We start from the raw sequence: 23,661 nt of genomic DNA on the forward strand, positions 1-23,661 counted from the left end.
CCATGACAGGCAGTTGCAAGTCTTTACGCAAGATGGCGGTGATGGCTGCGTTGGCTGGATCTGTTTTGCTGATCCCTTCGGAGCAGGTTCTGGCAGACGAAGCATTCCGTATTCCGCGCGAACACGTTCAATTCCTGACCGGCGACAGCTGGCGCGACGGGCAAAAGACGATGCGACTTTATGGGATACAGTCCTGTCTGCGGGGGAAGGTCTACAGCGATCATCTTGGCCGCAAGCAGGATTGTGGAGTGGTTTCGGCCGCGGTCCTGGCTGCAATTGTTCACGACACCAATCCCGTTTGCCGCCCGGTTGCATCCGTTCTCGACCGGTCAGAGGACACAAAATCCACCGTCATCGTCGTCTGCACGTTACGTCTGGGAGATCGAGAACTCGATCTCGGCTCGCTGTTGATCACGCAAGGCTTCGCCTTTGCCGCCTTGGCAAATGGCGGGAAACCTGTCTACATGCCGTATCGCATTCAGGAAATGATTGCGCGGCAGGCCAAGATGGGTCTTTGGGCATTCGATGAGGTGCCTCTTCCGTCGAAGGATCTGCTCGCCCAATAAGAGCAGAAACCTTCGAAGGACATGACGCAAACGCAGTTTCGGGATCTCGATAAGTTGCTGCGCCTGATCGCCGTTTCGCTCTTTCCGGACGAAACGGCCTCTACGCGCCTGAGACAAATTGCCTTCCTGAACCTCATCGATCTGGAGCACCGGCAGGGTGCAAAGCCGACAGCCCGCTCGATGTCCAGATTATTCAGCGCTCCACCGTCCCAAATGGACAGCTTGGCTATCTCGCTGGAGGCTAAAGGCGTGATCGAGCGCGTCCAGACGCCAGCGCTCACGAAGGGGAAGCCGGGAAAGGTGCTCTACATACGTGAGGACGCTATCGAAGCCCTCGCTGCGCAGTACTTCAAAATCACTGGCAACAGTTTGGATATACCCGCTGCGTTATAGAAGCTGGATCAACCTCAAGAACTCCTGCGCAGACGCGTCGTCGAGAAGATTATTCAATTCACCGAACGCGCTTAGATCGATCGGCTGCCCGTTGGCTCTTTGGAAGAGGAGCAAGCTATAGTAGCGTTCCAGTTGGGGAGATGATCTGGCTAAGACCAGAGCTTCCAGTGCGGACAACACGGCTTGTTCCGTCAAGTCTCTATTTGCCGCCTTCATCGACGCAGCTACTCGCCTGTTATTCAAGAATAAGTTTCCGTCTCCGTTGGAGACCAATCGGCCTTGGTGGTGGAGACTGAACCCAGAAATTGAAAATGTTCTGCCCGGGCGGGCTCGCAACCTTTGAGAGTTGTTGCGATGCAATAAGTCACTAATTGTGATATGTCAAATACGCGGTGAAATATTTCTACGTCTGCAATTCTGGGATGAGGACCGCCAAAATCGAATTCGCTGCTTCGGCTCAAATCTTGATCAAATCGGGGTAATTCCAGTGGCTGTTATCACATCAGATTCGGCCGGAGACAGGCTTGCATTTTCCTGGCGCTGCGGTGTTCAGCGCAGTCTTTTCGAACGGCCTCCGCAGATGGAATTCTAAAAATTCGATCTAGAAGAGTCAAAGTAGTCAAATTAAATCAATAATTTAGAAGAAATTTGATAATGTAATTTATGGAACTGCGGCATCGGCGGTCGAAAATGAGACGCGCCTTCATCCGCCCCTCTGGGATGAGCGGTAGCCGTAGAAGATACACCACGTCCTGGTGCAAGATCGGGATTGGGCCCAGCGCACTCACCGAAGTTATTGCAAAAACCCGCGTGAGGGCTGCGGACGCCCGAAATCCGTTCGTTGCCAAGCCTCGACGGGAGCAATCAAATAAGCCAACCCAACAAAGACCAAACTCCGCACATTCGCTGATTGCTGCACCAACGCGACGGAGGTAGCCACCGGGTGCCCCATCAAAAGCTTGCGCACCGGGATTTTCGTAGTCTTACCCGCAAGCGGCTCAGTTCTGCCTGGACCCGGATAAGTTTGCGAACGAACGTTCTTTTATTCTTGCTTTCATGAACGAACGTTCGTAAATAAAGAGCGCATCGAACGGTGACGGCGAAATGATACCTGTCCAGACACAGAGACCCGCCTCGTCGATCATTCGTCGCCGCTCGATCAACGCCCGGAGGAGTCAGTAGAAAATCATCATTTTCGAATGGAGTTTCATCCGGGTAGGGCGTCGCAACCAGGCGCGCAGATTATTGAACCCAGCAACAGTGGGAGGAGTGAAAACATGAGTGGCAATGGCGAATTGTATGGGAAGGTGGCAATCGTTACCGGCGCAGGCATCTCCGGCAATATCGGCTACGAAACAGCCGAAGTCTTGGCCAGAGAGGGTGCCCGGGTTGTCCTCACCGACATGGCGGAAGACGTTCTCGCCGAGGCGACTCGAACGTTGAGTCAGAAGGGCTATGACGCTGCTTCATATGTCGCCGACGTGTCGGATGAAGACGCTGTGAAAGCCCTGGTCCAATTCACGGTGAAGAAGTACGGTCGGCTCGATGTCCTTGACAACAACGCGGCCCGCACCTCTGCCGAACGTGACTTGATGGTCGGCGACATGGATGTCGACTGGTGGGATACCACCTTTGCTGTGAACACGCGCGGAACAATGCTCATGTGCAAGCACGCCATCCCCGCAATGATCAAGGGAGGCGGCGGATCGATTATCAATATCAGTTCCGGCACTGCAGTCGGAGGTAGTTTCTTCGCGACCGCGTATGCCAGTTCAAAAGGCGCGGTCGAAACACTCACGCGTTATATCGCCACCCAATACGGCCCGCAGAAAATCCGCTGCAATGCCATCGCTCCCGGCCCAATCATGACGTCCTCGTTGAAACGCGGACTGTCGGATGATCTGCAGGAGATCTACAGGCGGCACACAGTGATCGGCAGCTATGGCAAGCCTTCCGAGATCGGGGAAGTCGTCTCGTTCCTCGCTTCGGAAAGAGCGAGCTTCGTTACCGGGCAGATCATCCAGGTCGATGGCGGAATTAGCGTACACCAGACGACGTCGGTGGAGATTTCCCAGTTGATGAGCCACGCCGCAGCGCATCAATAGTCGCGGCGTGCACGATCCGCAGCCAGATATGAACGGCATGAGAACAAAAGATGATGACTCGATGAGGTGCACTCATCGGGTCATCGTTTTGACGCTTGGTTGATGAGCCGGCTTACGGCAAAGCTGGCCCTCCGGTGCCGCCTTCGCAACCTCAATCGTTGGATCGTGGCCCCACGTCAAACTGGAAATAGGTCAAAGCTGTCTGGCAGTTGCTAGCCGAATACACGTCGATGTTGGAAATCTTGTCGAGCCATCGCGCGTTGATCTCGCTCTCGCACTGGGCGACCTGGCTGTCTGTCACCGCACGCGCAAGCGCATAGCCGTTGTCCTTCCCGTATTTTGCGATGGCCTGACCCACAACTGCTTTCGTGTCCGCGGCGCTCGCCCGCTTGGCGGTCTCGTAGACATCCTTGACGAATTTCTGCATCTGGATCACGTCATCACGGTTCGCAGGATTGCTGCGATGGCCGGTTACCAGCACGTCGAAATCATAGGCCAGGAGTTGATCGAAGACCTTGGAATACTCATCCATATTCTGGGTCAGATTAAAGCCGGAGAATGTCGTCTGGCCCGGCGTAATCGTATCAATTGCCATCAGAACTTTTTGATTGGGGAAGTAAATGAACAGGTCGCCGGCGGCAGAATGCCAGTGTCCGACCTTCAGTTCGACCGAGGCCGCGCCGGAATTCAGAGTCATCTTGCCTTGGAAAACCTTCGTTGGAACAGGTCGGTTGGGGTCCTTCTGCTCCTGCAGGAATTGAGCGACGCCCTCTTCCGCAACGATTTCAAGTTGCGGATTGCCGCGCAGAATTGTGCCGGCACCACCGATATGGTCAACGTGACCATGGGAATAGACTAGGCTCACGATCGGCTGCTTCGTGACCTCCGATACCGCTGCCTGAAGATATTTCGTCAGGGATGGCGGTGCATCAAACAGAATGACACCTTGCTCTGTCGTCATGAACACCGACTGATAGCGGCCATCTGTGATCATAAAGACGGTCGGCTTCAGCTCCCGAACCACATATCCCTTCGCGGGATCAACCGGCCAGGCACGGGCCTTCACTTCCGGCGACACCGGAGCGAGATCCGGCAGCACGGTTTCATGGGCGCTGACCGCGACCGGAATGGCAACAAGCGCAAGCCAAGTTATTATCAGATGGAATACTCTCATGTGACCCTCCTCCAATTGGTCATTTATAAATACTAACATTTTAGAATATGACAAGAGGCCTCTAGGGGTTTGTATTGTCCACGGCCGCTCCCGTTGAAGTGCCAAGATGGGAGAACAAGCGGTACCGCGGGTCGCATGGCAGGGATTGAAGTGGAAAAGCGTGTCAGGGATGCGCTAAGAAGAACGGCCTTGAATTGCAAATTAGGCACGATAAGAGTTATACTAGTGTTTTAGAAGGCGAGCTGCGGGATAGGTAATGCTGCGACGAGAAAAGACGGGCCTGGGCGTTCAAGTATATCAGCACGTAAGGCAGATGCTTCTGGACGGAACGCTCCCCGTGGACAGCATGGTTCCAATCGACGCAATCGCGAGTGATCTCGGCGTCAGCCGTCAGCCGGTCATGGATTCTGTGCGGCGACTTGCGCTTGAAGGCTTCATCAGCATCATTCCGCAGGTCGGCAGCTATCCTCGCCAGTACAGTGTTCAGGAGATGGTCGACTTCTATCGGCTGTTCGCTGAGGCGGAATGTGTCTGCGTCGCGCTTGCCTGCGAGCGTGCCGAGCCCGCCCATATCAGGCAACTTAAATCCATTTCGTCAGAAATCGCCCAGCTGGTGAAGAAGCCCCCGAGCGGAAGCGAACTGGCGCGGGAGTATCGCAGGCTGAACCAGAGATTTCATTCTGAAATCCACAGCATGATCGGATCCGCCCCGCTTGCGGACTCCACCGAAATCATGGGCGACCTCGGCGACTTCATGGTTGCCACGGCGAAGGCACCTATTTTCATGGAGCGTCTCAAGATCGCTCATAAGGAGCATCAGGAGTTGATCGCTGCGATCGAGTCCCGCGACGCGACGCGTGCCACCACAGTCATGAGGCAGCATGTTCTGGCGGTCGCCGAGCGAATCGCGAAGGTGGGCGGGCAGCAGCCCGTCAAATGATCAGGCCAAAACGAAACGGACCGGGACTACAGCGTTAGTCGGCGAAGCAAGCAAGCGACAGGAAATTACGCGAATTTTGCTGGCTCGCAAAACACCTTCGGGCGGGCTTAGAGGCTCGTTTCCGTCGGATGAGACGCTGAAAGGCATCATGTTCCGTGCCCTGATTGAACCGACGCCATCCGAGGATTCAGGGAGACTAGGTCACGGACTCATAAGAACGAAGCCAAATCCGAATTGAAGCAAGCTGGACGGATGCGAGGAAATTGTCGTCGCGTTTGTCATAACGAGTTGCGATGGCTCGGAAGTGTTTGAGTTTGTTGAAGAACCTCTCTACCGCATTGCGCTGTTTGTAAAGCCACGGGCTGAAGACGGGAATATTGACCCTGTTGGGCATGGGGCGAATGCATCCCCATGCTCCACGGGATTTAAGGGTGTCACGCAGAGCGTCGCTATCATAGGCTCGATCAGCAAGAAGAATGTTGCCGGGTTTGACGGTGTCGAACATAGTCGCCGCCGAGCGTCCATCATGCGCTTGGCCTGCTGTCAGCTTCAACATGATTGGACGCCCGTTGGCATCGACAAGGGCATGGATTTTGGTTGTCAGTCCGCCGCGCGAACGACCCATGCAACCGGATCGTTCCTCTTTTTTTGACCGTTGGCGGCGTGTTGATGCACGCGGAGCGACGAACTGTCGATCATTTGAATGTCGCCCTCGTAAGCTTCTGAAATTGCGGTGAGAATGCGAGCCCAGTGACCGGCGTGGCGCCACCGGTTGAAGCGATTGACGCAGGTCGTATACGGCCCATATCGCGCTGGAATATCGGCCCAGGGCGCACCGGTCCGCAACCGCCAGAAGATTCCGTTCAATACGCGCCGGTCATCAACCCGCGCCTTGCCTCGCACCTTCGTGGGAAGAAGCGGCTCGATCACCGACCATTCGAAATCCGTCAAATCAAAGCGCGCCATCTCTGCCTCCAAATCAACAGAGGCAGTGAATCACAATCCTTTCAAATCAAAAACTAGTTTATGGGTATGTGACCTAACGTGCGTGCGTCTGCGCGCGCAAAACACATAACCCCATCGCAAAATCCAGACCCGCCATGGGAGTTTAGACGAGCTCGCATCCTTGAGCTCTCAGTGGCTGGTCCGCACAAAATTTCTCCCCAAGCTCGGATCGCATGACGAAAGGCCTGGATGTGAACCAGCTCTAAAACGTTGACCGAACAAAAATACTAGAATATATACGAGACGCAAGCGTCGCGGTTCCTCGGTATGAGCCGTGGACAACCGGGCTAATATGCCGCTCTTTCAGATCGGAGAACTCGGTCAACAGAAGGCGGCAGAGCCAAGTCTTTCGGGAGGTAGACATGACTTCGAGAACCACTCTCAGCGAAATCCCTGCCGGATGCCCCATGCATCAGGCCGGAGAGCGTTTTCAGCCCTTCGAACACAAAGGTATGACAGACTTCTATGCGTCCGTGCGACCTGAGGTGCCGATCTTCTACGCCCCGAGCATCGACTGCTGGGTCGTTACCCGGCGGGAAGATGCGCTGGCGGTCCTGCGGGATCACGAACGCTTCTCGGCCTCGAACGCCACGGCACCGATCGTACCCTGGCCCGAAGAAATGCATCAATTCCTGCGGGATCAGCATTTCACCAATGAGAGCGTACAGGTTGCCTGCGACCCCCCCAGGCATACGCGCGGTCGCAATGCGGCGATGACATTTCTAAACATGAAGAAGTTTCAGAACTATGAGGCCGATGTCAGAGCTCTTGCCCGCTCATATATCAATGAAATCAGCAATAGCGGCAAAGACGTCGTCGATCTTGTGGAATCCTTCACCTACGAATACCCCGCAAAGGTGGCCTTTCTTGTCCTCGGCGAAAAGCAACTTGACGCCCGCAAGCTGAAACAGTGGGCCGATCTGCGCATCAAGCTGATCTTTGGTACACTCACCCATGAACAGCAAATGGAGGCAGCGCGCGATCTGGCTGACTTCTGGCATTTTGCCAGTGCATTGGTCGAGCAGCGCAAGAAGCATCCTGGCGACGACTATCCAAGCGCATTGCTCGCCGCACGCGCCGGCGACGATTCCATTCTCACAGAAAACGAGGTCAAGAGCCTCGTGTTCGGGCTGCTTCTTGCAGCGCATGAGACGACAACGAACGCCGCCGGAAATCTGCTTTTCGAACTACTCAAGCGACCGATAACCTGGCAAGCGATCGTCGAAGATCAATCCCTGATCCCAAACGCGGTCGAGGAAGGCCTGCGATACGCGACATCGACCATTGCCTGGCGCCGTCGAGCCAAAGTGGATGTGGAGATTGCGGGAGTCCAGCTTCCTCAGGGATCACAGATCCTGCTTTCACTAACTTCGGCCAACCGTGATGAGAAGCAGTTTACCGATGGAGAGATTTTCGACATTGGACGCAGCAATGCCCGATCCCACATCGCGTTCGGAAACGGCATTCATCACTGCCTGGGCGCACCGCTGGCGCGGATGGAATTGCGCATCCTGCTTGAGGAGTTGACCACCGCTTTCCCGAAGATGCGGCTGGAGGACGAGGAGTCGATCAGCTTTCTCCCGACATTGTCGTTCCGCGGGCCAGATCGTCTACCGGTTCGGCTGAACGGATAAGATGAGAGTAAACCGGTGAGAATAAAACCGCCCGGCTGATCATTCTTGCCGGGCACATGCATCCTATCCATTACCCTTCAGCGCCTATCTGTGGAAACACGGGACATTTCATGCCAAAACTCACCTTCATATCCTCCTCCGGAGATCGACACGAAATTGCCGCCTCTAATGGCGCGTCCGTCATGGAATGCGCCATAGAACATGGGATCGAAGGCATCGTTGCCGAATGCGGTGGCTCCATGTCGTGCGGAACGTGCCACGTCTATCTTGATCGGGAAACTTACGAGCGTCTGGGCACCCCACCCACAGCTGAAAACGATCTGCTCGACTTCGTGAATGCGCCTCGTCGCCCGACCAGCCGCCTCAGCTGCCAAATCAAGGTGGACGAACATCTTGACGGCGCGGTCATTTCAGTTCCGCAAAGCCAATACTAGCCAGCAAAAGGTAGACACCGGCTTCGCGACCAAGAGGAAAAGCAGAAACAGCCTCCGTCGGACTTTGGCGCCCGACGGAGGCCTTCAGTGCCGCCGCTCTCCTCTTTCCACGCATCATATATCAATCAGCATGCGCAGGACCTGCGGGCCCTGCCTGATTTGCTCTGCGGTCGGTTTTGCCGAAGCAGCCAGCAGCCTGCGCGCCAGCACGTGCTCGGCCGGATTGTTGATGGTCTCGACTGCCACCAGATCTGCACCACGCAGATGATAGACCGCGAGGCGGCCCGGTTCGTCGCGCACGATCCGTTCTGTTGAACCGGACGATAATCCGGCGATCTGCAATTTTGCAGGCCCTATGTCAGACCAGAACCATGGGATTGACTGATAGGGTTCTACTCGCGAAGTAGCGATACATCTGGCGACGTGACGAGCCTGGTCGGTGGCGTTCTGGACGCTTTCAATCCTCAATCGTGTTCCGTCTTCGCGAGACGTCACATTTGCGACGTCGCCGATTGCCCAAACGCCGGGCGATGTTGTCCGTAGAGCGGGATCGACCAAAATGCCATTGTCAGTGGCGAGAGACGGGGAATGCGCGAGCCTCACCTCCGCGTCCGCACCGATACCGACCACGACGAGATCGGAAGCAACTCTGCCGCGATTGGTCTCAATCCCGATGACGCGCCCTTCTTTGCAATCCACATTGATGATTTGAGTGTTGCTCAGGATCTCGACATTCATTTCTTCAAGAACAGCCTCAACCGCCGCAGAGATTTCTGCAGCGGCTACGCGCTTGAGCACGCGATCGGCGGCTTCCAGCACGACAACGTCCCGCCCGGTTGATCGAAGCGACGCAGCAAGCTCGAGACCAATGAATCCTCCGCCAACGATCACGACGCGGCGGGTCTCCATCATCGCCGCTCGCAGCGCATAAGCATCCGCCAGGGATCGCAGGGAAAATACGTTGCTGGCCTTCGGCCAGGCTGTGAAACTGCGGTTGCGCGATCCGGTCGCAAGAACCATGTGCTCATAGGAGAGACGCTGTCCACTCTCCAAAGCGACCTTCCGACCGACAATATCGACATGCGATGCGCGCCCGGCAATTCTCTCGATCTTGCGATCGTCATAGGCGGATGCGGGACGAAGCGGCATTGGTCTCGCGTCGCTCTGCTTGAGAAACGTCTTCGATAGCGGCGGTTTGTGATAAGGAAGCTCGCCTTCCGCGTCGATCAGGGTGATGGCCCCATCATAACCCTCATCGCGCAAGCTGATAGCGAGTTGGCTTCCGCCGTGGCCGGCACCGATGATGACGACACCGCTCATGAGCGCCTCCCTGCGCAACCCGCTCAATACACGAACTGGATATGAGCACGATGTCGGCTCGGTCTTTCAATCTCGGCCGCAACGGCAGCGGCAAAATCTTCGCCGCCAATGGCCGATTTTCCTTCCGGGTCAAAAAGCGCCACCTCGTCACCCACACGATAGGTGCCTCGACGCTCGCCCGGGGCGAAGCCACCAAAGACGCGACCAGGGCTCATATAAAGCCAGTCAAGATCGCCTGGCGCCTCGGAAAGCAGGCATTCTAGTACGTCTGCTGTTTCTCGTGCTGCGACGGCAAACTCCGGCGCAACTGTGCCTGTATCTATGAATCGTTGGGCGTCGGGGCTGGGACGAAGCGCCGTGAAGCCGCCTACGACCAGCAAACGGGCCTTAGCCTGTGTCGCCAAACCGATGACGCCGCGATAAGCTCCGACCATTGCGCCCGCGAGCTCACCGCGCGGGGAGAGCGCACCGACAACAACATCGGCGCCCTGCAAAAGGGGTTTGACGGCCTCGATGTCGGTGATGTTCCCATGCCGATAATCAACGCCTGCTACAGGCTCTGCCGTTCTCGAACGGCTGAAGGAGGTGACATGATGGCCGCGGGCAACAGCCTCGCGCGCGATGTGTCGACCTGCATAACCGGTTCCACCGATAACAACTATTCTAGCCATTTTGCCATTCCTCCCGGTCGTGTGTTTGTGGTGAGCAACGCCGCATCAGGGTTCGAGCGCGAAAGGTATGCCGGCCGCCCGGTATTCCGGGCCTTCCAGCGGTCCCCAGAGGTTGCGCACCCGGCTTTCGGGACCGAGGGACCATGTGCGGGGCATATAGATGTCGTCGGAATCGATGCGCTCCATTTCAATCGAGTTCTCGACCACGCAGCCGTTCGGGTCGGCGTAATAGGTGAAGATATTGTCCCCGGCCCCATGCCGCCCCGGTCCCCACAGCATCGCGCGACCCTTGAGTGCAAGCGTGTCCGCGATCGTCGCGAGATCCTCGAAGCAGCGAACGTCGAATCCGTAGTGGTGAAGTTTCGCTTCCCCGGTGCCGATCGCGATCGTGTGATGGAAGCCGTCGGCAGCCCTGAACCATTGCAACTCATCATGCGTGGTGCGATCGGAAAGCTTCATCCCGAACACGGTCTTGCAAAAGGTGCCGAACTCTTTCGCGTCCGTAACGCGAATATTGACATGCTCCAGACGAACAGGATGCGCGCCGTGTCCCCCATATCGGGCGGTTTGGTCACGCGGCACGGGCGTATGCACTTCGAATATCGGCCCCTGCGGCGTGACAAAACGCACGGCCTTGTCGATATGGGGGAAATAAGACCGGTCGGACAGAATTTCACAGCCGTTCTCGATCGCCCGCCGCCTCACTTCATCGACCGCGCCTGGATCAATTGCCTCAAGACCGAGGGCCAGAACGGCCTTGCGATTGCTTCTGAAATAGCCGACCTCATGCTTGCGGGTGTTGCTCGACAGGGTAACCAGACCTGGCGTCCGATCTACGATGCGAGGGCCGGAAATCTCGGCGAGATCCTGCGCCGAGCCTTCGGGATCGGGCGTGGCGAGCGCAATGTGGCCCATCTGACGAATAAGGTAGCTCACGATGAATCTCCTCCTGCTGCAGATCTGGATCAGATTGCAAAATCTGCGGGTTCTTTGACGATCCCGTTCCTCAGGATGCCGATCCCGGAAATCTCGATCTCGACCTTGTCGCCAGCCTTCATCCAGAGCGGCGGCTTGTGGAATGCACCGACGCCACCGGTCGTCCCGGTGATGATCACGTCGCCCGGCTCAAGCGTGATGAAGCTGGAGCAATAGGAGACCAATTCCGGCACGTTGAAGATGAGATCATCGAGCGTAGCGTTCTGCACCTCCTCGCCGTTCAGCCGCGTTTTCAAGGTCTGCGCGGAGATATCCGGCAGTTCATCGGTGGTGACCAACCAGGGGCCAAATGCGCCCGTCTTGGGGAAATTCTTGCCCGGCGCAAATTGCTGAGAGTGGCGCTGCCAGTCGCGGACGCTGCCGTCATTGTAACAGGAATAGCCTGCAACGCGGTGCATGGCCTGCTCTGGCGTGACATAGCGACTGCGCTTGCCGATAATGACCGCAAGCTCACCTTCATAGTCGAACTGCTCCGACACTTTCGGGCACAGCATATCCTCATTTGCTCCGACTTGCGTCTCGGCAAAACGGTTGAAAATCATCGGCTTTGTTGGGGTCTCGCGACCGGTTTCCTTGATGTGGCTGGCATAATTGACACCCACGCAAAGGATCTTCGAGGGGTCCGTGATTACGGGCAGCAGACGGACATCGCCCCACGCGGCGGAGGGCTGCCCATTTGCGCGGGATCTGGCATACTCAAGCCCGGAGGGATCGGCAAGCAGCGCTCGAAGCGAGGTATAACGATCGCCGAGATCAATGATACCGGTCGGTTTGGCGGCATCTCCCGTCACGAGACCGCAGCTCTCGCGACCACTCTTTTCAAGGTAGCTGATCAGTTTCATTGGCGTTTCAATCCTCTCAAATCCCTATTGTGTCACTTGCCGCCCAGAATGGTGACGACGGTTGCGGCTTCCTCGAAGCCCAGAAAGCCACCGCCGTTCTCGGCGATCGCCCATCTCGCACCCGGCACCTGCCGCGCTCCGGCCTCACCGCGCAATTGAGTGACGAGTTCGTGAACCTGAATGACGCCGGTGGCCCCGATCGGGTGCCCCTTGGAAAGGAGACCGCCCGAAGGGTTGACGGGAATGCGCCCGCCGAGCCGGGTGACTCCCTCTTCCGTCAGCCGCCCGCCATCGCCGCGGGCAGCAAATCCGAGGTTCTCTACCTGCAGGATTTCGGCAAAAGCCGTGGCATCATGCACCTCCGCCAGCGACATGTCCGAAGGGCCGACGCCCGCCTGTTCGTAAGCCTTCATCGCTGCCCGCCTCCCCAGATGATTGTCAAAATCGTCGGCCAGGCGCGGACTGGAGGATGTCAGCGAACAGGCCGCGATACGAACGGCGCGTCTCGTCTCGAAACGATGAAGCGCGCTTCCGGTGCACAGAACCAACGCTCCCGCGCCGTCGCTGATGGGCGCACACATCGCCCGCGTGAAAGGCCATGACACTGGCTTATCGGCCAGAACTTCCTCAATCGTCATGTCGAAGCGGTATTGCGCGTCCGGGTTCAGCGTCGAATTGTGGTGGTTCTTGGCGGCTACGGCCGCGATCTGGCGCTGAGTTGTGCCAAAGCTTGCCATGTGGTGACGGGCAAAGGCCGCATATATGTCCATGAACACACTGCGTTCGGCCGCAGGTTCAACATCATCCGGAATGGGCGTTCCGTGGGCCAGAGCCAGTAATTGCTCAAGCTGCTGATCGAATTGCTGGACGTCGGTGCTCCCCTTGAAGGCGGCAAACATGCCTTGGCGATTGTCCGGGAAAAACATCTTCTCCGCCCCGACAACCAGCGCCACTTCGCCGAATCCCGCCTTGAGATACGCCATCGCATTGAGCAAGGCGGTGCTACCGCTGGCACAGGCGTTTTCAACGTTTGTCACGGGGATGCCAGCAATGCCGCTGGAACGCAGAGCCACCTCGCCGCGAATGCCGTTTTGCCCCTCAAGAAGAGCCTGACGTGTATTGGAAAACCAAGCCGCCTCGATAGCGGTCGGGTCTGCGAGGCCTGCGTCGGCGAGCGCCTTCCCCAAGGCAATGGCCGACAATTGTCGAACCGATCGATCCGGCTGTTTTCCAAGAGACGTAATGCCGGATCCGACAATATAGACTTGTTCCGCTTGCGACATCATGCGCCCTCTCTCTCCAAGGCTTCGACCGCACTCAGCACGTCGCGGCGTGTCACCTTTCCCACCGGGTTGGTAGGCATTTCGCTCAGGAAATGGATGGCTTTTGGCGAGCGGACCGGCCCGACCTGCTCTCTGGCGAAGGCGATCAGTTCAGCCGGGGTAAGCCGGCTGTATTCTGCCTTGACCACCGCCGCTTCGACGCGCTCGCCCCAATAGTCGTCCTCGCGCGCAATCACCGTCACCTGCCGCACGTCTGGATGCCGGGCAATGGCCGCCTCCACATCTGCGGGATACACATTGAACCCGCCGGAGATGATCACGTCGCGCGAGCGCCCTTTCAGGGTGAGATATCCCCGTTCATCGAACGAGCCGAGGTCGCCTGTGTGCAGCCAGCCATTCACGATGGTTGATGCAGTCAAGTCGGGCCTGTTCAGATAGCCCCGCATGACGAGGTCCCCTTTCACCACCACTTCACCTGTCTCGCCGACCGGCAAAATATGGCCTCCCGGTCCCATGATCTGTACATCGTTATAGGGACAGGGCCGGCCGACCGATCCGATGTTTTGCGCGTCGCACAACTCGCTGGCCGTCATCGCCGTGATCATGGTCGGCGCTTCGGTCTGACCGTATATGGCCGCCAGGCAGGGACCGAATACTTCTTGCGCTTGCCGGACCTTGGAGGATGGCATCGGCGCAGCCCCATAGATGAGGTGGCGAAGCGCCGGAAATTGCACCCCATTCTCGATCGCGTGATCCATCAGTGAATAGATCAATGTCGGGGGCATGAAGCTCGCGGTGATCCGTTGTTCAATCATCACATCGGATATGCGCGGCGCCTTGGCTCCATCCAGAAGGACGATGCATCCTCCGACAGCCAGAACCGGCAAGATGAATGTGCCCGCGCCGTGGGTCAGGGGAGCGACCGTCAGCATGCGCTCATCCTGACCAAATCCGAAGACTGTCAGCATGCTCGCAATGCAGTTCATGAAGGCCCGATAGGGCTGCATCACGCCCTTTGGACTCCCTGTCGTGCCACCGGTAAACTTGATCGCCATGATCCCTTCATCGGGGTTCAAGACCTCGGTCGGATGACAGCCGGCATGTCGCTCGCATAGGGCTGCGATGCTGTCTCTGTCTTGTGCTCCACCAGCCGCAAGCACCAAAGGCAATTCAAGCTTCTCAAACAGCGGAAGGAACTCGTGATCCGTTACGACGAGCGACAGTTCGGACGCGGACGCGATGCCCTCAAGCTCCGCGCGCGAATTGCGGGGGTTAAGCGGAACCCAGGTGTGTCCCGAGGCAAAGATTCCCAGCATGGCGACGACGTGCTGCCAATTATTGTGCGCACAGAGGCCAATTCGCGCCTGTGGCTCAGGCAGCGTTTTCTGAAGATAGTCAGCGAAGGCATCGACATGCCGAGCAAGTTCTGAATAGGTAAGCGACAACTCACCATCCACAAGCGCCACGCCTTGCGCGTTTATCCTCAGCCCGCGTTGGAGCATCTTGATCGGTATCATTTCATTCCCGCTAAATTTGGCTAGCCGACATTCTTATATTCTAGAATCTAACAATGTCAATCACGGCTGCCGGACATGCGGCGGATGATTTTCTATTTCTCAGATGTCTGCAGCGCGAAGCGCGTCTCGCACATCGTAACCGTACAGCCACTCGCCCTTGTGAAGCGTCGCCTTCGGGTTGCCATGTTGCCGGATTTTGAACTTCAGGTTCCGTATGAAGCGCTGCACGGGAGACTTCAGATGATTTTCGGTCGCGCGCATGCGTGATCCGATCTGGGCCCGGGCCGTCCGTGGCAGACGCAGCCTCTCATACAGGGACAAACGATCTGCGATCGTGCGATGATCCTGCGACAGCAGCAGTCCGAGCATCAGGCCGTCCTCAAGCGCCATGGCGGCACCCTGACCGAGAAATGGAAGCATGGGATGAGCGGCATCGCCGAGAAGCGTGACCCTCCCCTTCGACCATCGGGCAAGCGGAGGCCGATCAAACAATCCCCACTTGAAGCAGGTGTCGGCCTGCGCGAGCAGGCTCCGAAGGTCAGTGTTCCAGCCGTCAAAGGCATGAACCATCTCTTCCCGATCGGCTTTGAGAGCCCAGGACTCTGCGGTCCATTGAGCGGTCTCGCGAACGGCAACGACGTTTACCAACTGCCCGCGACGCACATAGTAATGAACCACATGCCCCCCGGGGCCCAGCCAATTTGTCACGGCGGGCTCTATCGGGAGCGGCAGCGCCTCGATCGGAAGGGTGACACGCCAGGCGACATTGCCCGTGAACTCCGGTTCATCCTTGCCATACAGGCTCTCGCGAACGGCGGACTTGATACCATCCGCACCAATAACCACGTCGGCCTCAACCTCTTCCCCATTGTCGAGATGAACGACTGCGGACCCTTCGCTCTGGGTGACGGACACGCAACGAGATTGAAAGCGAACCTCACATTTCGGCAGGGCAGCCGCCAAAATTTCATGGAGATCGGCGCGGTGGACGCTGAGATGCGGGGCACCAAAACTTGTCTCGTATTCGGAACGGATATCGGCGCTTAAAAGTGTCCGCCCGCTTCTCCAGTCACGGAAAACATGGCGTTCTGGCTGAAAGGCGCAACGTCGCAACGGCTCTTCCAGTCCAAGCTCTCTCAGGACCTTGAAGGCATTGGGGGACATGTTGATGCCCGCCCCGACCTCGCCGAAGCGAGACCCCTGCTCGAGGATCACAATCTCCGCATTCCCGCGCAGAGCCTGAGCGACCGCAAGACCTCCCAGGCCACCGCCGACAATTGCGACGCGCAACCGTCTGCTCATGATTTCCGGCTCCTCCGCTTCTGGGCCGTAAGCGACGTAATCCGTCTACGGGCGACCGGCACGGGCCGCCCGCGCATCGTTAAGACTGCCCCCGCGTTCCCGACGGCGCGGATTTAGAGCGGCTTAAGCTCGGGGCGGTCGATCAGACCGCGAATTGCCCAGATCTTGTCGCGAGCCTGCCCCAACAGGTCCTGCGCACAATCCTTCGCGAACGAATTGGAGACGATGCGATGTTGGGAGGCGGTGAACATATCTCTGAAGCAGCGCTGCAGGGCGGTATTTCGAATAGAAATGCCGCCTGCCGCCTTGTGAGCGAACACGCAGACATCGGCAGCCGTATTCGTGACATGGACTAAAGCAAGCCGCGCCAGTGTATATTGACGCGTCTGCACCGGGTTGCCGTTGTCCAGAGTTTGAGAGATATCGCGCCATACTTCGTAGCAAAGCGCGCGCGCCGCTCTCAACTGCCCTTCGGCAAGCCCGTAATTTTCCTGAAACTGATCGTCTCCACCCTGTACGGCGAGCCGCGATGGCCGGCCATCGGGAGACTCCGCAAGCGCCGCAAGCTCCGTCAGCGCCCTTCGCGCAATCCCCAGTGCTGCGCCCGTATGTCCCAACGGGGACATACCGACGATCCCGAGGCGAAACAGATTGCCGCCCTGCTGGGCAACATTGGCGTCCGGGAAATGCGTGAACTCCTCCGGAACAAAAACATCATTGAACTCGTAATCGATGCTGCCCGTCCCACGAAGGCCGACGACGTCCCAGTTTCCGAGCATTTTTGCCTGCTCCGTGGGTACGATGAATGTCCGCACCTCGGGCTGACCCGTCACCGGATTGACGCGCGGCTTTCCATTCTCGAACACGCGGCCACCGCTGTGGATCCATTGAGAGTGGAGAACGCCGCTGCCATAGCTCCAACGTCCTGACAAGCGGAAGCCTTTTCCGTCCACATCGGCTCTGCCGAATGGTCCGCCATTACCGGCGATAATGGGAATACCCCCGCCAAATATCTTGCGTGCGCCTTCAGCCGGCAAATAACCGGATGCGGAGCCGATGGCCACATTGGAAGCCATCACGACCCACCCCGCAGCTGCATCGGCCTCACACAGGGTTTCGTAGACCTCCAGTGCTTCCACGGGACTGACCTCCGCCCCGCCGAACGGCCGCGCCGCCAGCATGGTGAAAAAGCCGCTTTCGCGCAGCGTATCCAGGGTAGGAGACGTAAGGCAGCCGGCAGCCTCGTTCTCTGCCGCATGCGGACGCAGAGCGGGCGCAGCCTCCCGCGCCTTGTCGACCCAGCTTGAAGATTGCGTGGTATTCACCTTCTCGGCGCTCGCCTTTGGCATCGGATTCTCCTCGATCCATGAATGCAGCAATATCCAGCCGCCAAGCCATTGTCGGCAGGCTGCCTTCCGGTGTCTGCCTGACGCCGGATAATCCCGTTTTGTTCTAGACGGTCGTCAACCTTCAGGTGGCTGTCCAGCCACCGTCCTGTACCAGCAGCTGACCCGTCATATAGGCCGATGCGGGCGACGCAAGATAAAGGGCAACGCCCAGGATTTCCTCCGCCTGGCCGCGTCGCTTCATCGGAATGCGACTGTGGATCGCGGAATAAAACCGCTCCTCGTCTCCACTCGAAGCCTGCTGCCGGCGAGCCGCTCCCAGCCTCGTACCTCCGTGCCAGCCCGGCGCGATCGTGTTCGCGCGAATGTTGTATTCAGCGTATTCAACGGCAACCTGCTTTGTGAAGCCGATGATGGCGGCTTTCGAAGCTGCATAATCCACCCCCGCTGACACGAAGCCTGGATAGTAGCCACCCATGCCCAGTATCGAGGCCAGATTGATGATGGAGCCGCCCGCCTCAAACATCATCGGAAGTGCGGCGCGCGTGACGAGAAAAGTCCCGGTCAGGTTGATGTCGATGACGCGACGCCAGTCCTCAAGGCGGGTTTCGTGAGCGCGCGCGGGCACGGCCGAAATGCCGGCACTGTTAACGAGCACATGCAATTTCCCATGCGGTATGCATGCGACGGCTTCTGCGACGGATGCCTCGTCCGACACATCGATCCGGCAGGCATTTGCCTGCCCGCCGGCGGACGTGATCGCCTGCACGACCTCTGCGCAACGATCCTCGAAAATATCCGCGCAGATCACCGATGCGCCCGCCTTGGCAAAGCCTTCTGCCATCACCCGGCCCAATCCGCTGCCGGCCCCCGTCACCAAGGCTACTTTGCCATCCAGTCTGAAAAGCTCGTCCAAAACCATCCTCCCTTCACTCAACCGCTTCGTTTCAGCCTGACCGAACCTGGCCGCCATCGACGTAGAGCGTCTGCGCCGTCATGAACGCGGCGTCGTCGCTCATCAGGAAGGACAGAGCACCGGCCAGATCCTTGGGCTCAGACGGGCGTGGAATGGCCTGTCGATTGGCGTGCGCCTCGAAGAGCTGCTCGGATGTCATGCCGTTGAAGTTGGGCTTGCGCGCCAGAGTGCCGGGCGTCCGCGTAAAGCCGGGCGCAATCGCATTGACCGTGATCCCGTCGGCGCCCAGCTCACTGGCGAGCGCACGCGTAAACCCGATAACGCCGGCCTTGCTGGCGATATAGTGCGTAAGCCCGGGGGCAACCTGCGCATAGGAATTGGAGGTCATGTTGACCACACGGCCCCATTTGCGCTGACGCATGCCTGGTACAAACTGCTTCGCCATCAGGAACATGGAATCGAGATTGACCGTGATCATCTGGCGCCATTGTTCATAGGACAGGTCCTCGAAACGGCAGCTCGGAAAGATGCCGGCATTGTTGACGAGGACGTCGCATCGGCCGAATCCTTCGAGGATGGTCACGCCAAGCTGCCTGACTGCTTCGGGATCCCCCACGTCGCATGCATGCGCCACGGCCTTGCCATTCTCCTTCGTGATCTCAGCAACCACTTCGTCGGCCGGAATACGGTCGACGATGACCACGTTCGCACCTTCCTGTGCGACACGCTGGGCAAAAGCGCGCCCAATTCCGGCAGCTCCGCCAGTGATGACAACCACTTTGTTTTGATGACGCTTTTCCATGACGAGTTCCATTAACTCCAATTGCATAACGCCTTCTTATATTCTAGAGTTTCAGTTGTCAACGGGCAGTCCCTTAGGTTCGGAATGCACTCGGCCCCTCGGCTGACGAGGAAAACTCCGCGCGTAACCGCAACACGACGATCAGTTGGATGCCCGTTCTCCCGACCTCCGCTCATCCCGTAAGGAACCATCCATGACGTTGAAATCATCCCCTCCGCTCCGGGCCTCTCTTGGTGAAATGGACCCGGAATCCATAGCTTTCATGGCGGCGCTGCCCGGAACGGCTGCGCCGCCGACGGTGGAGACAATGCGTGAAGGTCTGCGGCGCGCACGGCCTGGAAATCAGCCTGAATTGCCGCATGTTGCCTCGACACGAGAGTTTACCCTTGTCGGCGCACACGGTGAGTTTCAGGTGCGCTACCATCGAGGAATGCAGACTGCGAAGGAGGCGGACCTGCCCGTCCTTGTCTGGTTTCATGGCGGCGGCTGGGTCGTCGGAGATTTGGACAGTCACGATTGGGTCTGCCGCGTGATTGCAAATGCCGCCAACTGCGCGATCATCAGCGTCGATTACCATCTCGCGCCGGAACATCCCTTTCCCGCGGCATTCGATGACGCCGTGACAGCAACGCGCTGGGTTTTTTCAAGCGCGGCAGTCTTGAAGATCGACTCTTCACGCATTTTCGTCGGCGGGGACAGTGCCGGCGGCAATCTTGCGACCGCGACGGCGATTGCGCTGAACGGCGACTCGCAAGTCAAGTTGCACGGGCAGGTCCTCGCCTACCCGATAACGGATCTGACATTCGACTACGACCCGCGGTTCGGAAGCGGGGTTGCTCTCACAAACGGTGATATGCACAGGTTCATGGACCTCTATGTGCCCGACACTGCGAAACGGCGGGATTGGCGATGTTCACCGCTTCTGGCTCCCAGCCACAAGGGCCTCCCACCGGCGAAGATCATTCTGGCCGGCTTTGATCCACTTTATGATGAAGGCGAAGCCTATGCGACGCGGCTGGCTTCTGAAGGTGTAGAGACACAGGTTTCACGTTTTCCCGGCCAGATGCACGGCTTCATGTCGCGGCCAAAGCCGATGCCGAAGGCGTATGAAGCCATCTCCGAGATCGCCGAGTTTCTGAGAACGCGCTCTTGAGCCATATTGTCGGAGGCGTGATGCGAGAATCCTGCCGGGCGATCGAACACGAATCGCCCGGTTCGCTTGCCACCTGCAACGGAAATATCTTGATCCCGAACTGGCATCCGAACCGGGCCAGATCCAACGCCTTTTTTGCGCGAGAGCGCAGCCGCAGGGGGGTGCCAACGGCTAACACTTGACGAACCGCCTTCTTTTATACTAGAATTTATGAAGATGGAAATCGCTGCTGTCGAAGGAGCCTCATGTCCATGCCTCTGATTGATACGGTCGAACCTTCTCCAAGCGCAGCTTTCGACATGCGCGAATTGAGGGATTGCTTTGGCGCATTCTACACGGGCGTCACGGTCGTCACGACAACCGACGATGCGGGGCGTTTTTACGGGACCACCGTCAATTCCTTCAGTTCTCTGTCGCTGGATCCGCCCTTGATCTTGTGGAGTCAGCGCCGTGTCGCGGCCACGTTTCCTGTTTTTGGCGCCGCACGATACTTCGCCGTCAATATCCTGTCCGAGGACCAGGTCGAGATATCGCGGGTCTTTTCCAGCAGCAGCCCGGACAGGTTTGCCGGTGTGAAGACGCAACCGGGGTTGGGCGGCGTGCCCCTCATCCTCGGCTGCTCGGCCTATCTCCAATGTTCAAGGGAGACGAGCTATCCAGGTGGCGACCATGAGATTTTTGTTGGTCGCGTCGAGCAGATCGAGACCATGAAACGCGCGCCGCTGTTGTTCGGTGCGGGAAGCTACCGGACATCTCAGCCCTTGCAAGCGAGCATCAGTCAATAAGTTCCTCCCGAGAGAAAGGCCTGTCAGCTCCTCACGGAACTGACAGACCTTTCATATTTTCTATCCGCTTAACACGCTTTCGCGGACATCAAGCTTCGGCAGGGCGACGAAGACCATCCAACGTCCAACTGCCCCCGCCTGCGAAGGCGATATAGAGAAAAATGAAGCAAAAAAAGATCGCGGATTCGCCCATGTTCAATGTCGGCCAGAAACTGGAAGGCATGTGGCCCTTGAAATACGCGATAGCCATTTCACCGGATGCGATGAAGGCCGCTATGCGGGTCTGGTATCCAACCAGAACAAGGATCGACGTGACGGCCTCAATGAGGCCGGCAGCCATCAGGATCGTTGGCAGGGGGTGGCCCACTCCCGGTATCGCTGCTGGAAACTGCAGAAATTTCATCGTCGCATGTTCCAGGAAAAGAAGTGCGGTCACAATCCGAAGAATGGCCAGGATATTGGGTGTCCAATTGTTGAAGTTCGGCATGCTGTTGGCTCCAGTTATTTCTCGTTTCCCTCTGGCAGCAGGCGCTGCCGTTGCTTTCGTTATGCTTGAGACGGACTCCAGCCCGCCGGCTTGTGGACCGGCAGTCAGCCTTTGCTGCCTGGAAAGGCTGCTCCTGCGGGTGAGGAGCAATTTGAAGGGTTGTGAGACCCTCATGCTGGAAAGACGAGAACGCCATGCCACTGATGCGCATGCATTCGGTGGATACTCTGCGGCGCCCACCGAAAAGCTCCATTCCTACAATGTGTTCAGTGACATTCGGATCCTTTGCGACAGCAAGCGTGTGCGGTATCTCGTGCTAAGGCCTGGTGCTCCATTCTCCCAACCGACGCCGCGTCCTCCCGCCTTTTATATATTCTAGTATTTAACATGGGTCAATTCAGAGCCGGATTTTCATGCGGATGTCGGTAAAGCCGGCAGCCGGCCGACCTTCCTGCGTTTGACAATTGTAAGATGCTAGAATATATCAATGTCAGCGGCCCACTCCGAGACGGCTTTGTTTTGGGTTGGATTTCGCCGGACCGAAACGGATGCGGAGTGTTGGCTGGAGATGGAGAGCCAGCTAGCCCTGGGGTCATATCCTCGGCCGCATGAACCACATCAGGGAGGAACCTAATGAACCAATTTTCAAGACTCGCTTTCGGCGCCTGCATCGGCACGGTAGTGAGCGTAATAGCAGCCCTACAGGCTCAAGCCGAGATTGTCGTTGGCGGGACATTTTCGCTGACTGGCCCGGCCGCCGCGCTTGGAACGTCTTTTCAGCGGACGCTTCCTCTTCTGCCAAAGGAGATTGCTGGAGAACCGGTCCGCTATGTGATCGTCGATGACGGCTCGGACCCGTCGGCAGCCGTCCGAAACGTCCGGAAGCTCATTAACGAAAACCATGTCGATGTTCTGATCGGCCCCACCAATGCGGCGACCGGTTATGCCATCGCTCCCGTCCTCGGGGAGCTGAAGGTGCCTCTGATCTCCGGAACTGCGCTCGATCTTTTCGGCGACAAGAGCGAATGGTTCATCAATTTGTCCACGCCGATCACCATGTGGGTGGCACAGATCGTCAATCACATGAAGGACAGCGGGCTAAAGAAGGTCGCCTTCGTCGGCTACAATGACGTCTACGGCGATACGGCGTTTGCAGCGTTTAAGAAGGATTGCGCCGAGGCCGGCCTCGAAATTGTCGCCGATGAACGTTTTGCCCGATCCGACACGAGCTTCGTTGGTCAGGCTCTTCGCATCTCGACAACCAAGCCTGACGGCGTCTTCATCGCAGCCTCTGGCAGCCCGGCCGTATTGCCCAACGCCACGCTGCGCGAACGTGGATATAACAAGCCCCTCTATAACGCGCCCGTCGCGGTGAGCCAGGATTTTCTCCGTTTGGGCGGCTCGAAGGTGGAAGGGGTTATTTCAGCGGCATACCTGATCGCAGTTCCTCATCAGATCCCCGACAGCAATCCATCGAAGAAGGCGGTCACCGAACTCTTCGACGAGTTCACAAAAATGTATCCCAACATGCAACCCGACACGCAGAACCCGACCGCATATGACTCCGGCGTGGTCCTCAAGATGGTTGCAACCGAGGCGCTCAAGGTCGCAAAGCCTGGCACCGAAGAATTCCGGGTGGCCATTCGCGATCGCCTGCACACGATTAACGGTCTTGTCGGCAGCGTGGGCGTATACCAGTTCAAACCCGGCCAACCCTACGGTGTCCAGGAGAACAGTATCGTATTCGTCAACGTCAAGGACGGAAAATGGGCATACCTCGGAAAGTAGCTGCCGATCGCTGGATGGCATGAGAAACCCGAACTATCGCCGGACCGGATGCCATTGCAACGGGTCCGGCGATTTCATTTGGGCTTGGCAAATTGCCGGTGGTCCGATGGCGGCGAGGTGTCAGTCTTTGGGCGGAAAACGATGCCAAAACCCGCCGCGACTTCTGAATAGACTGAATTCAAATATCCTGCGTTTTGCGCAA

22 protein-coding genes are annotated in these 23,661 nt (G+C 57.7%); 9 read left to right on the top strand and 13 right to left on the bottom strand.

All coding sequences use genetic code 11. The features are described 5' to 3' along the window. Positions 1–2 precede the first annotated feature (2 nt). The 3 genes from LQK84_RS18465 to LQK84_RS18475 all read left to right on the top strand — a co-directional run bounded on the left by LQK84_RS18465 (position 3) and on the right by LQK84_RS18475 (position 3,064). The gene (locus LQK84_RS18465) at positions 3–566 is read left to right on the top strand and encodes a thermonuclease family protein (protein ID WP_230830205.1); all 564 of its coding nucleotides are present in this window, start codon (positions 3–5) and stop codon (positions 564–566) included. A 21-nt stretch (positions 567–587) separates the two neighbouring features. Further along, positions 588–959: a hypothetical protein gene (locus LQK84_RS18470; RefSeq protein WP_230830206.1), complete on the top strand. Its 372-nt coding sequence runs from the start codon at positions 588–590 to the stop codon at positions 957–959. A gap of 1,277 nt (positions 960–2,236) precedes the next feature. Further along, positions 2,237–3,064 (top strand): SDR family NAD(P)-dependent oxidoreductase, encoded by an 828-nt coding sequence (locus LQK84_RS18475; RefSeq protein ID WP_230830207.1) that lies wholly within the window; start codon positions 2,237–2,239, stop codon positions 3,062–3,064. Positions 3,065–3,215: 151 nt separating this feature from the next. On the opposite strand, the gene LQK84_RS18480 is transcribed toward LQK84_RS18475, so the two are convergent. Beyond that, positions 3,216–4,238: an MBL fold metallo-hydrolase gene (locus tag LQK84_RS18480; protein WP_230830208.1), complete on the bottom strand. Its 1,023-nt coding sequence runs from the start codon at positions 4,236–4,238 to the stop codon at positions 3,216–3,218. Positions 4,239–4,494: 256 nt separating this feature from the next. Here LQK84_RS18480 and LQK84_RS18485 point away from each other — a divergent pair, with 256 nt between their 5' ends. Further along, positions 4,495–5,178, top strand: coding sequence for a GntR family transcriptional regulator (locus LQK84_RS18485; protein WP_269072176.1), 684 nt, complete (start codon positions 4,495–4,497; stop codon positions 5,176–5,178). 196 nt (positions 5,179–5,374) lie between these two features. Here LQK84_RS18485 and LQK84_RS18490 read toward each other — a convergent pair. Beyond that, a protein-coding gene (locus tag LQK84_RS18490; protein ID WP_442966983.1) for an IS5 family transposase occupies positions 5,375–6,144 on the bottom strand; the annotation gives its coding sequence in 2 pieces (ribosomal slippage) (positions 5,375–5,830 and positions 5,833–6,144; 768 coding nt in all). A 401-nt stretch (positions 6,145–6,545) separates the two neighbouring features. Here LQK84_RS18490 and LQK84_RS18500 point away from each other — a divergent pair. After that, on the top strand, positions 6,546–7,817 hold the full coding sequence (locus tag LQK84_RS18500; RefSeq protein WP_230830210.1) for a cytochrome P450: 1,272 nt from the start codon (positions 6,546–6,548) through the stop codon (positions 7,815–7,817). 110 nt (positions 7,818–7,927) lie between these two features. Beyond that, positions 7,928–8,251, top strand: a complete 324-nt coding sequence (locus LQK84_RS18505) for a 2Fe-2S iron-sulfur cluster-binding protein (RefSeq protein WP_230830211.1) — start codon at positions 7,928–7,930, stop codon at positions 8,249–8,251. Positions 8,252–8,365: 114 nt separating this feature from the next. Here the strand turns inward: LQK84_RS18505 and LQK84_RS18510 are convergent, their stop codons facing one another. The 10 genes from LQK84_RS18510 to LQK84_RS18555 form a co-directional block, all read right to left on the bottom strand. Beyond that, a complete protein-coding gene (locus tag LQK84_RS18510; protein ID WP_230830212.1) occupies positions 8,366–9,571 on the bottom strand; it encodes an NAD(P)/FAD-dependent oxidoreductase in 1,206 nt (401 codons plus the stop codon). A 23-nt stretch (positions 9,572–9,594) separates the two neighbouring features. After that, positions 9,595–10,242 carry an NAD(P)-dependent oxidoreductase gene (locus tag LQK84_RS18515; RefSeq protein ID WP_230830213.1) on the bottom strand — a complete coding sequence of 216 codons (648 nt, stop codon included), beginning with the start codon at positions 10,240–10,242 and terminating at the stop codon, positions 9,595–9,597. 45 nt (positions 10,243–10,287) lie between these two features. Next, the gene (locus tag LQK84_RS18520) at positions 10,288–11,157 is read right to left on the bottom strand and encodes a VOC family protein (protein ID WP_230830214.1); all 870 of its coding nucleotides are present in this window, start codon (positions 11,155–11,157) and stop codon (positions 10,288–10,290) included. Between the two features lie 50 nt (positions 11,158–11,207). Then, entirely contained in the window at positions 11,208–12,080 is an 873-nt protein-coding gene (locus LQK84_RS18525; RefSeq protein WP_230830215.1) for a fumarylacetoacetate hydrolase family protein, read from the bottom strand. Positions 12,081–12,112: 32 nt separating this feature from the next. Beyond that, the gene (locus LQK84_RS18530) at positions 12,113–13,366 is read right to left on the bottom strand and encodes a thiolase family protein (protein ID WP_230830216.1); all 1,254 of its coding nucleotides are present in this window, start codon (positions 13,364–13,366) and stop codon (positions 12,113–12,115) included. Then, positions 13,363–14,880, bottom strand: a complete 1,518-nt coding sequence (locus tag LQK84_RS18535; protein ID WP_230830217.1) for a class I adenylate-forming enzyme family protein — start codon at positions 14,878–14,880, stop codon at positions 13,363–13,365. Before LQK84_RS18535 ends, LQK84_RS18530 begins: the two co-directional genes overlap by 4 nt. Before the next feature lie 99 nt (positions 14,881–14,979). Then, complete coding sequence (locus LQK84_RS18540) at positions 14,980–16,182, bottom strand: FAD-dependent monooxygenase (RefSeq protein ID WP_230830218.1); 1,203 nt, start codon at positions 16,180–16,182, stop codon at positions 14,980–14,982. A gap of 113 nt (positions 16,183–16,295) precedes the next feature. Beyond that, entirely contained in the window at positions 16,296–17,531 is a 1,236-nt protein-coding gene (locus tag LQK84_RS18545; protein ID WP_230830219.1) for an acyl-CoA dehydrogenase family protein, read from the bottom strand. A gap of 121 nt (positions 17,532–17,652) precedes the next feature. Further along, entirely contained in the window at positions 17,653–18,444 is a 792-nt protein-coding gene (locus LQK84_RS18550) for an SDR family NAD(P)-dependent oxidoreductase (protein WP_230830220.1), read from the bottom strand. Positions 18,445–18,475: 31 nt separating this feature from the next. Continuing rightward, positions 18,476–19,258, bottom strand: a complete 783-nt coding sequence (locus LQK84_RS18555) for an SDR family NAD(P)-dependent oxidoreductase (protein ID WP_230830221.1) — start codon at positions 19,256–19,258, stop codon at positions 18,476–18,478. A gap of 181 nt (positions 19,259–19,439) precedes the next feature. Between LQK84_RS18555 and LQK84_RS18560 the strand changes: the two genes are divergently transcribed. Together LQK84_RS18560 and LQK84_RS18565 are read left to right on the top strand one after the other, a co-directional pair. Further along, positions 19,440–20,399 (top strand): alpha/beta hydrolase, encoded by a 960-nt coding sequence (locus tag LQK84_RS18560; RefSeq protein WP_230830222.1) that lies wholly within the window; start codon positions 19,440–19,442, stop codon positions 20,397–20,399. A gap of 251 nt (positions 20,400–20,650) precedes the next feature. Further along, on the top strand, positions 20,651–21,184 hold the full coding sequence (locus LQK84_RS18565) for a flavin reductase family protein (protein WP_230830223.1): 534 nt from the start codon (positions 20,651–20,653) through the stop codon (positions 21,182–21,184). Between the two features lie 88 nt (positions 21,185–21,272). Here LQK84_RS18565 and LQK84_RS18570 read toward each other — a convergent pair whose 3' ends face one another. Then, complete coding sequence (locus LQK84_RS18570; protein ID WP_230830224.1) at positions 21,273–21,671, bottom strand: DoxX family protein; 399 nt, start codon at positions 21,669–21,671, stop codon at positions 21,273–21,275. 633 nt (positions 21,672–22,304) lie between these two features. On the opposite strand from LQK84_RS18570, the gene LQK84_RS18575 reads away from it, so the two are divergent. After that, positions 22,305–23,459 carry an ABC transporter substrate-binding protein gene (locus LQK84_RS18575; protein ID WP_230830225.1) on the top strand — a complete coding sequence of 385 codons (1,155 nt, stop codon included), beginning with the start codon at positions 22,305–22,307 and terminating at the stop codon, positions 23,457–23,459. The last annotated feature ends 202 nt before the right edge of the window (positions 23,460–23,661 follow it).

It is taken from the genome of Rhizobium sp. C4 (assembly GCF_021026315.1).
GTDB lineage: Bacteria > Pseudomonadota > Alphaproteobacteria > Rhizobiales > Rhizobiaceae > Ensifer_A.